Origin of the sequence: Cellulomonas sp. NTE-D12 (genome assembly GCF_027923705.1) — a bacterium.
In the GTDB taxonomy this organism is placed as follows: domain Bacteria; phylum Actinomycetota; class Actinomycetes; order Actinomycetales; family Cellulomonadaceae; genus Cellulomonas.
Genome location: NZ_AP026442.1, coordinates 1792604 through 1804887, shown reverse-complemented (window position 1 = coordinate 1804887; position 12284 = coordinate 1792604). Strand labels below are relative to the sequence as shown.

Annotated in this window: 10 protein-coding genes; 5 read left to right on the top strand and 5 right to left on the bottom strand. The window is 72.8% G+C overall.

Annotated elements, in window-relative coordinates; genetic code table 11:
• Positions 1-58 precede the first annotated feature (58 nt).
• From scpB to QMF98_RS08265, 5 genes are all read right to left on the bottom strand, one after another.
• Positions 59-793 carry an SMC-Scp complex subunit ScpB gene (gene scpB / locus QMF98_RS08285; protein ID WP_337975490.1) on the bottom strand — a complete coding sequence of 245 codons (735 nt, stop codon included), beginning with the start codon at positions 791-793 and terminating at the stop codon, positions 59-61.
• Positions 790-1707 carry a segregation and condensation protein A gene (locus QMF98_RS08280; RefSeq protein WP_490715656.1) on the bottom strand — a complete coding sequence of 306 codons (918 nt, stop codon included), beginning with the start codon at positions 1705-1707 and terminating at the stop codon, positions 790-792. Before QMF98_RS08280 ends, scpB begins: the two co-directional genes overlap by 4 nt.
• Positions 1691-2551 carry a ParA family protein gene (locus QMF98_RS08275; protein WP_337975489.1) on the bottom strand — a complete coding sequence of 287 codons (861 nt, stop codon included), beginning with the start codon at positions 2549-2551 and terminating at the stop codon, positions 1691-1693. The genes QMF98_RS08280 and QMF98_RS08275 overlap by 17 nt, the downstream gene beginning before the upstream one ends.
• Before the next feature lie 77 nt (positions 2552-2628).
• Positions 2629-3567, bottom strand: coding sequence for a site-specific tyrosine recombinase XerD (gene xerD, locus QMF98_RS08270; protein WP_337975488.1), 939 nt, complete (start codon positions 3565-3567; stop codon positions 2629-2631).
• Positions 3568-3586: 19 nt separating this feature from the next.
• A complete protein-coding gene (locus QMF98_RS08265; RefSeq protein ID WP_337975487.1) occupies positions 3587-4540 on the bottom strand; it encodes a heme o synthase in 954 nt (317 codons plus the stop codon).
• Between the two features lie 407 nt (positions 4541-4947).
• On the opposite strand from QMF98_RS08265, the gene tkt reads away from it, so the two are divergent.
• The 5 genes from tkt to pgl are packed head-to-tail and all read left to right on the top strand — an operon-like array spanning position 4948 to position 12270.
• A complete protein-coding gene (gene tkt / locus QMF98_RS08260) occupies positions 4948-7125 on the top strand; it encodes a transketolase (RefSeq protein WP_337975486.1) in 2178 nt (725 codons plus the stop codon).
• Between the two features lie 58 nt (positions 7126-7183).
• Entirely contained in the window at positions 7184-8344 is a 1161-nt protein-coding gene (tal, locus tag QMF98_RS08255) for a transaldolase (protein ID WP_337975485.1), read from the top strand.
• On the top strand, positions 8341-9882 hold the full coding sequence (zwf, locus tag QMF98_RS08250) for a glucose-6-phosphate dehydrogenase (RefSeq protein WP_337975484.1): 1542 nt from the start codon (positions 8341-8343) through the stop codon (positions 9880-9882). The genes tal and zwf overlap by 4 nt, the downstream gene beginning before the upstream one ends.
• Positions 9879-10796, top strand: coding sequence for a glucose-6-phosphate dehydrogenase assembly protein OpcA (locus QMF98_RS08245; protein WP_291757507.1), 918 nt, complete (start codon positions 9879-9881; stop codon positions 10794-10796). The genes zwf and QMF98_RS08245 overlap by 4 nt, the downstream gene beginning before the upstream one ends.
• Positions 10797-10800: 4 nt before the next feature.
• Positions 10801-12270, top strand: coding sequence for a 6-phosphogluconolactonase (pgl, locus tag QMF98_RS16985; RefSeq protein WP_348773402.1), 1470 nt, complete (start codon positions 10801-10803; stop codon positions 12268-12270).
• Positions 12271-12284: the final 14 nt, after the last annotated feature.

Sequence of the window (12284 nt, the reverse complement as noted above, 5' to 3'; positions counted from 1 at the left end):
CGGCCTCCCGGCTGCGGCGACCGCCGTGCACGACCACCTCCGGTCGTCCCGTTGTCGCTCATGCCGCTCCTCCGTTGCCGTCGAGGCCCTCCAGCGCGTCGATGTCCGGCAGGTAGGGCGCCAGCGGGGGCAGCTCGTCGAGGCTCGACAGGCCCATCCGCTCCAGGAAGTATCCCGTGGTCGCGTACAACAGCGCACCGCTCGACGGGTCCGTGCCCACCTCGGCGACCAGACCGCGCGCCGCGAGGGTGCGCACCACGCTGTCGACGTTCACCCCCCGCACGGCCGACACCTGCCCGCGGGTGACCGGTTGCCGGTACGCGATCACGGCGAGGGTCTCGAGCGCCGCCTGGGTCAGCCGCGCGGACTGCCCGTCCAGCACGAACCGACCCACCACGTCCGCGTAGGCAGGCGCCGAGTAGATGCGCCAGCCGCCTGCTGCCGAGCGCAGCTCGAACCCGCGGGGCCGGCCACCGTCCCGCCCGGCGTACTCGTCGGCGAGCTCGTGCAGCAGCCGCTCGACCTGATCGACCGGCAGGGCCAGCACGGTGGCAAGGCGGACGGCCGGCACCGGCTCGTCGGCCACCATCAGGACGGCCTCGAGCGTCGCCGTCGCGCCGCCGGGCAGCTGGTCGACGTCGAACGCGAGCTCGTCCGCCGCCGGCTGCGGGGTGCTCGAGCGCGAGCCGGACGGCTCGACGGCGCCAGCGACGGGACCGTCGGCCGTCACGCCGAGCGTCTCCCCCTCGGTCTCGTCGTCCGCCTCCGCACCGTCGACGTGGTCCTCGTTCATGCCGTGCCCTCCTCCGCAGAGCTCTGCTCCGGTTGGTCGTCCGCCTCGAGCTGGTCGAAGTCGTCGGCCACCGCGATCTCGCCCTCGTCTGTACCGGTCCACCGCACCGTCAGCTCGCCCAGCGGGACCACCTGCTCGAAGGCGACCGCCGACTCGCGAAACAGCTCGAGGAGTCCGAGGAACCGCGCGACGACGACGAGCGTCGACTCCGCGTCCTGCACCAGCGAGCGGAACGTCGCCGTGCTGTGCCGCCGCAGCCGGTCCACCAGCACCGCGGCCTGCTCCCGCACGCTGACCGGTGGGGCGTGCAGGTGCGACAGGTCCACCTGGGGGACCGCACGCGGGGCCTGCGCCTTGGCCGCCAGGGCGGCGAGCTGCTCGGCGCCCAGCTGCCACACGAGCTCGGGCAGCAGCGCCGCCAGGTGCGGCTCCAGCTGGACGGCCCGGGGGAACCTCCGCCCCTCGGTCAGCAGGCGCTGGCCGAAGTCGGCCGCCACCTCCTTGTACGCGCGGTACTGCAGCAGGCGGGCGAACAGCAGGTCCCGGGCCTCGAGCAGCTCCAGGTCCTCCGCGTCCTCGACCTCACCCGTGGGCAGCAGCCGGGCGGCCTTGAGGTCCAGGAGGGTCGCGGCGACGACGAGGAACTCCGACGCCTGGCCCAGGTCCCAGTCGCGCCCCGCCTCGCGGATGTGCGCGATGAACTCGTCGGTCACCTGCGCGAGCGCCACCTCGGTGATGTCGAGCCGGTGCTTCGTGATCAGGCCGAGGAGCAGGTCGAACGGGCCGGAGAAGACGTCGAGGTGCACCTCGAACGCGCCGCGGCCGGCCCGGACCATAGGTCCGTCGACCACGGGCGCGCCGACGTCGCCGACGGGCTGCGTCGGAGCGGCTGCGCCCTCAGGCGGCGTCGCCACGGGCGACGAGCTCGCGCGCCAGCTGTCGGTAGGCCGCCGCACCGGAGTGGGTCGGGGCGTACGTGGTGATCGGCTCGGCCGCGACCGTCGCGTCCGGGAACTTCACGGTGCGACCGATCACGGTCTGCAGCAAGGTGTCGCCGAACGCCTCGTGCACCCGCGCGACGACCTCACGGGCGTGCAGCGTCCGCGAGTCGTACATCGTCGCGAGGATGCCGTCCACCTGCAGGCGGGGGTTGAGGCGGTCGCGCACCTTCTCGATCGTCTCCACCAGCAGCGCGACACCGCGCAGCGCGAAGAACTCGCACTCGAGCGGGATCAGCACGCCGTGCGCCGACGTCAGGGCGTTCACGGTGAGCAGGCCGAGCGACGGCTGGCAGTCGACCAGGATCACGTCGTACGAGTCGAGCGCGGGACGCAGCGCGCGGGCCAGCGCCGACTCACGGGCCACCTCGCCGACCAGCTGCACCTCGGCAGCGGACAGGTCGATGTTCGCGGGGAGCAGGTCGAGGCCGGGGACCGACGTGGTCCGCAGGATGTCCTCGTAGCCGACGCCCCGGTCCATCAGCAGGTTGTAGACGGTGTGGTCCAGCTCGTGCGGGCTGATGCCCAGCCCCACGGACGCCGCACCCTGCGGGTCGAAGTCCACCACCAGCACCGTGCGGCCGTACTCGGCGAGCGCCGCGGCCAGGTTGATCGTGGTGGTCGTCTTGCCGACGCCACCCTTCTGGTTGCACATCGCGATGACGCGAGCGGGTCCGTGCGAGGCCAAGGACGTGGGGACCGGGAAGTCCGGCAGCGGACGCCCGACGGCATCCCGTTGCGTGTCGGTCGTCTGGCTCACCGTGCGTTCACCACGCGGACAACCTACCGGAGCCCCTGCCGAGGCAGCCTGCGACAGACCGGCCACCGTGCACCTGCTCAGCGAGCACGCGGATGGCTCGCCGCGTAGACCTCGCGCAGCGTCTCCGGCGTGACCAGCGTGTAGATCTGCGTGGTGGTCACCGAGGCGTGGCCCAGCAGCTCCTGGACGACGCGGACGTCGGCACCGCCCGCCAGCAGGTGCGTCGCGAACGAGTGCCGCAGCGTGTGTGGCGACACGTGGGCGGAGGCGGGCAGCCCCGCGCGCTCGGCCGCCGTCCGGAGCGCTGACCAGGCGCTCTGCCGGGACAACCGGCTGCCCCGCGTGTTGAGGAAGATCGCCGGCGTCCCGCGCCCCGCGGCGGCCAGCGCCGGCCTTCCCCGCACGAGGTACGCCTCGAGGGCCGCGGCCGCGAAGCGCCCGACGGGCACCACCCGCTCCTTGGAACCCTTGCCGAGCACCCGGATCCAGGCACGGCCGACGTCCAGCTCGAGGTCGTCGACGTCCGCACCGACCGCCTCGGAGATGCGTGCCCCGGTGGCGTAGAGCAGCTCGAGGAGCGCCCGGTCGCGCAGCGCGGCCGGGCCGTCACCGAGCCCCGCGGCGCCGAGCAGCCGCTCCACCTCGTCGACCGACAGCGCCTTGGGCAGCCGCCGCGGCTGCGCCGGTGGACGGACGTCGTGCGCCACGTCCGCCGGCACCAGGCCCTCGAGCAGCCAGAAGCGGTGCAGGCCGCGGGCCGCCACGACGGCACGCGCTGCCGATGCGGCAGAGAGGGCGGCGCCGCCGTCGGTACCGGTCCGCGCCGCCAGGACGTAGTCCTCCACGTCACGTTCGGTCACGTCCTCCGGTCCCGTGCGTCCGCGCCCGGTCAGGAACGCGAGGTACCGGCTCAGGTCCCGCCGGTACGCCGCGAGGGTGTTGCGGGACAGGCCACGCTCGACCGTCAGGTGCGCCAGGTACGCGTCGAGCGACCCGGCCAGGGGACCCTCGCTCATCTGGGCGGCCCGGTGACCGCTAGAACGGCAGGAACACGTCGACCGAGACGGCGACGGACAGCAGGGTCAGGTACGTGATCGAGTGGTGGAACACCCGCATGGCGCGCATCCGGTGGTGCTCGGGGTCCCGGGCCGCCCGCAGCAGGGTCAGGCACGAGCCGACGAACCACAGCCCCAGCACCGCCGCCACCACCGTGTACACCCAGGTCAGGTGCGCCACCGGACCGAGCAGCAGGCTGCACGCCACCATCGCGACGGCGTAGCCCAGCATCTGGCGCGCGACCTTCAGGTCCGGTGCCACGACCGGCAGCATCGGGACGCCCGCGGCGGCGTAGTCCCGGCGGAACTTCATCGACAGCGGCCAGTAGTGCGGCGGCGTCCAGAAGAAGACGACGCCGAACAGCAGCGCCGCGGCCCACGAGACCCCGCCCGTGACCGCGGACCATCCGATGAGCACCGGGAAGCAGCCGGCGGCGCCGCCCCACACGATGTTCTGCGGGGTACGCCGCTTCAGCAGCAGCGTGTACCCGACGACGTAGATCAGGATCGCGGCGGCGGTGAGCACGGCCGACGCCGGGTTCACCACCAGCCACAGGAACGTCAGCGACGCGGCGGCGAGCACCAGGCCGAACGTCAGCGCCGCCCGTGGACTGACCACCCCGGTGGCCGTCGCCCGCCGACGGGTCCGGTTCATCACCCGGTCGATGTCCCGGTCGATGTAGCAGTTCAGGACGTTCGCGGCGCCTGCCCCGCCCGCACCGCCCGCCAGCGTGGCGGCGATCAGCCACAGCGGCGGCAGCCCGCGCTGCGCCAGCAGCATCGTCGGCACGGTGGTGACCAGCAGCAGCTCGATCACGCGCGGCTTCGTCAGCGCCACGTAGAGCCCGATGCGGTGCCGCAGCCGTGCCCAGCGGCCCGAGCCGACCGGCTCCGGCGGCAGCGCGACCAGCCCGTGCGGACCTGCGGGTCCCACGACGGCCCCGACGGCTCCCGGTCCCGACGGCGGCCGTCGCAGGCCGGCACCGCCCGCGGACGGGTGGTGGGGCGCTCCGGACGTCGCGGGCGCACCCGCCTGTTCCGCTGGGCTGGTCAGTCGCACGCGGTGCTGTCCGATCGTCGGCTCGTCGTCCTAGGGCGTTGTCATGCTACGCATCGCCCGTCGTGATTGGGACCTGAGTCCCAGGTGCCGCAGCCTCCGAGGTGCCGTCCCACGCCTGGTGCCCGCCCAGCGAGTGCTCAGAGGTGGGCGATAGGCTCGTGGCGCAGCATCCGTCGGCGCGACGCGCGCCGGTTGCCTGCCGGTCCGAACGTCCCCGACGCGGGTCTCCGCGGGCCGCTCGACGTCGTCGTCCGGCCCTGCCCGGGCGGGAATGAGGTGTGGTGAACGCGAAGGCTCCCCTGGCCACCACCGTCGGCTGGACCGACCTGGACCGGAAGGCTGTCGACACCGTCCGGGTGCTCGCAGCGGATGCGGTCGAGAAGGTCGGCAACGGGCACCCCGGGACGGCGATCAGCCTGGCTCCCGCCGCCTACCTGCTCTACCACGACGTGATGCGGCACGACCCGGCGGACACCCACTGGCTCGGTCGGGACCGGTTCGTCCTCTCCGCCGGCCACTCCAGCCTGACGCAGTACATCCAGCTCTACCTGGGCGGGTTCGGCCTCGAGCTGTCCGACATCGAGGCCCTGCGCACCTGGGGCTCCAAGACGCCCGGCCACCCCGAGTTCCGGCACACCAAGGGCGTGGAGATCACCACCGGGCCGCTCGGCCAGGGCATCGCGTCCTCCGTCGGCTTCGCGATGGCGGCACGCCGCGAGCGCGGCCTGCTCGACCCCGATGCCGCACCCGGCACCAGCCCGTTCGACCACATGGTCTACGTGATCGCCTCCGACGGTGACCTCGAGGAGGGCATCAGCGGCGAGGCGTCCTCGATCGCCGGCACCCAGGACCTCGGCAACCTCGTCGTCATCTGGGACGACAACCACATCTCCATCGAGGGCGACACCCAGATCGCGTTCAACGAGGACGTGCTGGCCCGGTACGCCGCCTACGGCTGGCACACCCAGCTGGTGGACTGGACGGTCGGCGGCGCCGACGGCTACGTCGAGGACGTCGACGCCCTGGCCGCGGCGATCGAGGCGGCCAAGGCCGTCACCGACCGGCCGTCGTTCATCGCGCTGCGCACGCTGATCGCCTGGCCGACGCCGGGCAAGACCAACTCGCACGCCGCCCACGGCTCGAAGCTCGGGGGCGACTCCGTCCGGGGCCTGAAGGAGGAGCTCGGGTTCGACCCGGACAAGAACTTCGACGTCGACCCAGCCGTGCTCGAGCACACCCGTGGCTCCCTGGCCGAGAAGGCCAAGGCCGAGCGCGCCCGGTGGCAGGAGAAGCTGGACGCCTGGCGCGCCGCGAACCCGGACCGGGCCGCGTTGCTGGACCGGCTGTCGGCTCACGAGCTGCCCGAGGGCTGGACGGACGCCCTGCCCGTGTTCCCCGCCAGCAAGGCCGTCGCCACCCGGGCCGCCTCCGGCGACGTGCTCTCCGCTCTCGCTCCCGTGCTGCCGGAGCTGTGGGGCGGCTCCGCCGACCTCGCCGGCTCCAACAACACGACGATGAAGGGCGAGCCGAGCTTCATCCCGTCCAAGCGCTCCACCAAGGAGTTCGCCGGCGACGAGTACGGCCGGACCCTGCACTTCGGCATCCGCGAGCACGCGATGGGCGCCATCGTGTCCGGCATCGTGCTGCACGGTCTGACCCGCGCCTACGGCGGCACGTTCCTGCAGTTCTCGGACTACATGCGCGGCGCCGTCCGGCTGGCGTCCCTGATGGGCATCCCGACGGTCTACGTCTGGACGCACGACTCGATCGGCCTCGGCGAGGACGGCCCGACGCACCAGCCGGTGGAGCACCTGACCGCGCTGCGTGCGATCCCAGGCCTGGCCGTCGTCCGGCCCGCCGACGCCAACGAGACGGCTGCCGCCTGGCGGGCCACGCTCGAGCGCACCGACGGCCCGGTCGGCCTGATCCTCACGCGGCAGAACGTGCCGACGTTCCCCCGCGGCGAGCAGGGCTTCGCGACCACCGACGGGGTGACGCGCGGCGCCTACACCCTGGTCGAGGCGTCCACCGGGACCCCGGACGTGATCCTGATCGGGACCGGTTCCGAGGTGCAGCTGGCCGTGGCCGCACGTGAGCAGCTCGAGGCGGACGGCGTGCCGACTCGCGTGGTCTCCGCGCCGTGCCTCGAGTGGTTCGCCGAGCAGGACGAGGAGTACCGCGAGTCGGTGCTGCCGTCCGGCGTGCGCGCACGGGTGTCCGTCGAGGCCGGGATCGCGATGTCCTGGTACAAGCTGCTCGGCGACGCCGGCCGCGCCGTCTCGCTCGAGCACTACGGCGCGTCGGCGGACTACGAGACGCTCTACCGCGAGTTCGGCATCACGGCGGAGGCCGTGGCGGCAGCAGCCCACGAGTCGCTGGCCGCGGCGCGCGGGGGCGGGGCACCGTCGTCCAGCGCCGGCTCCCCCACTGCGCAGGGCACGGGAGACCTGCCTGCGTGATCCTGGGGCGAGGCTCGCGCGCCACCGCCTGACGCGTACCACCGGAAGGGGAACGACCATGGCATCGAACGACTCTCACCAGGACCTGGCTCTGCGGCAGCTGGCAGAGGCCGGGGTGGCCGTCTGTCTCGACGACCTGTCCAGGGAGCTGCTCCGCAGCGGCGAGCTCGCCGAGCTCGCCGCGCGCGGGGTGGTCGGCGTGACGAGCAACCCCTCGATCTTCGCCAGCGCCCTCTCCCACGGTGACGCCTACGACGGTCAGCTCGCCGAGCTCGCCGCCGACGGCGCCGCCGTGGAGGAGGCCGTGCTGCGGATCACCACGGACGACGTCCGGGACGCGTGCGACGTCCTCCGGCCCGTGTACGAGCGGACCGGAGGCGTCGACGGTCGCGTGTCGATCGAGGTCGACCCGCGACTGGCGCACGACACCGAGGGCACCGTCACCTCGGCGCGCACCTTGTGGTCCGAGATCGAGCGACCGAACCTGTTCATCAAGATCCCGGCGACGCAGGAAGGGCTGCCCGCTATCACGCAGGCCCTGTCCGAGGGCATCAGCGTCAACGTGACCCTGATCTTCTCCCTGGACAGGTACCGGGCGGTGCTGGACGCCTTCCTGACCGGCATGGAGCGGGCGAAGGTCGCCGGTCTCGACCTGGCGCCGATCGCCTCGGTGGCCTCCTTCTTCGTGTCGCGTGTCGACACCGCCGTGGACGCCCAGCTGGACGCCCTCGGCACGCCCGAGGCCGGAGCCCTGCGCGGCCTCGCCGGCATCGCCAACGCGCGCCTGGCCTACGGCGTCTTCATGGAGGTCAGCGCCGGCCCCCGCTGGCAGGCCCTGGCTGCGGCCGGGGCGCGCCCGCAGCGGCCGCTGTGGGCCTCGACGGGCGTCAAGGACCCCGCCTACCGCGACACGATGTACGTCGAGGAGCTCGTCGCCCCTGACGTGGTGAACACCATGCCGGGCAAGACGCTCGACGCGGTGTCCGACCACGGCGTCATCAGGCCGGACACGGTGACCGGTGCCCTCCAGGATGCGGCCGCCACGATCGAGCGCCTCGAGAAGCTCGGGGTGTCCATCGACGAGGTGACCGCTCGCCTCGAGACGGAAGGGGTGCAGAAGTTCGTGACAGCCTGGACCGAGCTGCTCGGCAGCGTGCAGCAGGGCCTGGACGCGGCCGCAGGTGAACCGACGGGAACCGACGCCGAGGCGGTGCAGTGAGCCCCGCCAAGGTCGCTGAGGGCGTCAACCCCCTGCGCGACCCGCGGGACCGACGGCTCCGCCGCATCGCGGGCCCGTCGGGCCTGGTGATCTTCGGCGTGACGGGTGACCTCGCCCGCAAGAAGCTGATGCCCGCGGTGTACGACCTGACGAACCGCGGCCTGCTGCCTCCCGGCTTCGCCCTCACGGGCTTCGCCCGGCGCGACTGGGAGACGCAGGACTTCGCCCAGATCGTGCACGACTCGGTCAAGCAGTACGCCCGGACCCCGTTCCGGGAGGCGACCTGGCGGCAGCTGTCCGAGGGCATCCGATTCGTCCAGGGCACGTTCGACGACCCGGTCGCCTTCGACCACCTGCGTGAGACGGTCGAGGACCTGGACGTCACGCGGGGCACGGGCGGCAACCACGCCTTCTACCTCTCGGTACCGCCCAGTGCGTTCCCCCTGGTCTGCGAGCAGCTGGCCCGATCGGGTCTGTCGCAGCCGAAGGAGGGCACCTGGCGACGCGTGGTGATCGAGAAGCCGTTCGGCCACGACCTCCAGTCCGCGCGGGAGCTGAACGACATCGTCTCCCAGGCGTTCCGGCCGGACGACATCTTCCGCATCGACCACTACCTCGGCAAGGAGACGGTGCAGAACCTGCTGGCGCTGCGGTTCGCGAACCAGCTGTTCGAGCCGATCTGGAACAACAACTACGTCGACCACGTGCAGATCACGATGGCCGAAGACATCGGCATCGCGGGCCGCGCGGGCTACTACGACGGCATCGGTGCGGCGCGCGACGTCATCCAGAACCACCTCATGCAGCTGCTCGCGCTGACCGCCATGGAGGAGCCGGTCTCCTTCGACGCCGCTGAACTGCGGGCGGAGAAGACGAAGGTGCTCTCCGCGCTGCGGCTGCCGCGTGACCTCGGCAAGCACACCGCCCGGGGCCAGTACACGGGCGGCTGGCAGGGCGGCGAGAAGGTCGTCGGCTACCTGGAGGAGGAAGGGTTCAACCCGAACTCCACCACCGAGACCTACGCCGCCATCCGGGTCGACATCGACACCCGTCGGTGGGCCGGGGTGCCGTTCTACCTGCGCACCGGCAAGCGGCTCGGCCGGCGCGTGACGGAGATCGCCGTCGTCTTCAAGAAGGCGCCGCACCTGCCGTTCGACTCCACCGCGACCGAGGAGCTCGGCAAGAACGCCGTGGTGATCCGGGTGCAGCCCGACGAGGGCGTCACCGTGCGGTTCGGTGCCAAGGTCCCGGGCACCGCGATGGAGGTGCGCGACGTGACGATGGACTTCGGCTACGGCCACGCCTTCACCGAGTCGTCACCCGAGGCCTACGAGCGGCTGATCCTCGACGTGCTGCTCGGCGACCCGCCGCTCTTCCCGCAGCACGAGGAGGTCGAGCTCTCCTGGAAGATCCTCGACCCGATCATCGACTACTGGGCCGGCAAGGGCCGTCCCGACCCGTACCGCGCCGGCACCTGGGGACCAGAGTCGGCCGACGCGATGATGGCCCGCGACGGCAGGGCCTGGAGGCGGCCATGATCATCGACCTGCCCAGCACCACCACGCGCGAGATCAACCGCCGCCTGGTGCGCGAGCGCGACGAGGGCGGTGTCGTCGCCCTCGGCCGGGTGATGAACCTGCTGATCGACACCGGTGACCACGACCCGGAGGACGCGATCGCGGCGGCCAACCTCGCCAGCCGGGAGCACCCCTGCCGGATCATCGTGCTCTCCACCACCAGCCGGAAGCGTCGGCCCAACCTGGACGCGCAGATCCGGCTCGGCGGCGACGCCGGCGCCAGCGAGGTGATCCTGCTCTGGCCTGCCGGGGACATGGACCAGGAGATGGACACCCTGATCACGCCCCTGCTGCTGCCGGACGCGCCCACGGTCGTCTGGTGGCCCAACGAGGTCCCGGAGAACCCCTCAGCCGCGCCGCTGGGCCGGATGGGGCGCCGTCGCATCACGGACACCACCCAGTGCACGTCGCCGTCGAAGACCCTCGAGCGACTGGCCTCCGTCTACCAGGACGGCGACACGGACCTCGCGTGGGCGCGCGCGACGCTGTGGCGCGGGCTGATCGCCGCGACCCTCGAGCAGCCGCCGTACGAGCCCGTGCACCGGGCCGTCGTCGTCGGCGAGAGCACGCACCCGTCGGTGGACCTGATGGCCGCCTGGCTCGCCTGGGCACTGCGCTGCCCGGTGCACGTCGAGCGCGTGAAGGGTGCGCCGGCCATCACCCAGGTCCGCCTCGAGCGGAGCAGCGGGCCGATCGTGCTCGACCGTCCCGACGGCAAGACCGCTGCCCTGCACCAGCCGGATCAGCCCGACCACCGCATCGCCCTGCCGATCCGCCAGCTCGGCGAGTGCCTGGTCGAGGAGCTGCGCCGGCTGGACCCGGACGAGGTGTACGGCGAGGTGCTGACGAAGGGCCTCGCCAGGATCGAGGGCTGACCAGGTGAACCGCGCACCGCACGTCGTCGTCCACCCGGATGCGGACGTCCTGGCCGAGGCGACCGCCGCACGGCTGCTGACCCGGCTGGTCGATCTGCAGTCGGACCACAGCCCGGTCCACGTCGTGCTGACCGGCGGCACCGTCGGCATCGCCGTGCTCCGGGCCGTCGCCGCCAGCCCGGTCCGGGGCGCGGTCGACTGGTCCGACGTGCACGTCTGGTGGGGCGACGAGCGGTTCCTGCCCGACGGTGACCCGGATCGCAACGAGGTCCAGGCCCGCGAGGCGCTGCTGGACGCGCTCGGCGACGCCCTCCCGGCCGATCACGTCCACGCGATGCCGGCGCGCACGGCGCAGGTGCCGGACACCGACGCGGCGGCTCGGCTGTACGCCGCCGAGCTCGCTCGCCACGCACCTGCGGATGCCCCCCTCGCGGTGCCGCCGTTCGACGTGCTGCTGCTCGGGATGGGTCCAGACGGCCACGTCGCCTCGTTGTTCCCCGGCCACGCGACCCTGTCCGTCTCCGACTGCACCGTCGTCGGCGAGGACGACTCCCCCAAGCCTCCGCCCCCGCGGGTGTCCTTGACCTTCCCGGCCATCCAGGCGGCCGCCGAGGTGTGGGTCGTCGCAGCCGGCGACGGCAAGGCCGACGCCGTGGCCGCTGCCCTGCGCGGGGCACCCGCGACCGAGGTGCCGGCCGCAGGCGCCGTCGGCGTCGCCCGGACCCTCTGGCTCCTGGACGTGGCGGCGGCGTCACACGTGACCGTCGACGCCGACGACACACCCGTCCACCCGGCGCGGCCCGCGGCGGCCGGTCCTGCATCCACCTGGGCCGAGGTCGACGAGCTCGTCGCACCGCTGCTCGGCGACCTCACGGTCCCCGACGCGATCGCCACGGCGGCGACGACGGCCGCTCTGCCCGAGATCGCGGTCACCGCGCCGCAAGGGCGACTGCTCGAGCTGCTGGCGCGTGCCACGGGCTCCCGCCGCGTGCTGGAGCTGGGAACGCTCGGCGGCTACTCGACGTGGTGGCTCGCACGCGGAGCGGGCCCGGAGGGCGTCGTCGTGTCACTCGAGCTCGCCGCCGACCATGCTGCCGTCGCCCGGCACTCCCTCGATGCGACGGACATCGGCCACCGGGTGCAGATCGAGGTCGGGCCCGCAGCCAGCACCCTCGAGCGGATGGTCGACGACGGCACGGAACCGTTCGACCTGGTCTTCGTCGATGCCGACAAGCAGTCGTTGGCGCGCTACCTCGACCTCGTCGTCGCGCTCTCGCGGCCGGGGACCGTCATCGTCGTGGACAACGTCGTTCGCGGCGGCGCGGTGCTCGAGGCCGACCACCCCGACGATCGTGTCCAGGGCACCCGGCAGTTCCTCGAGCGCGCCGCGAAGCGCGCCGACGTCGAGGGCACCGTGATCCAGACCGTCGGCCGCAAGGGGTACGACGGGATGGCGATCCTGGTCGTGCGCTGAGCTGAGCCCAGCCC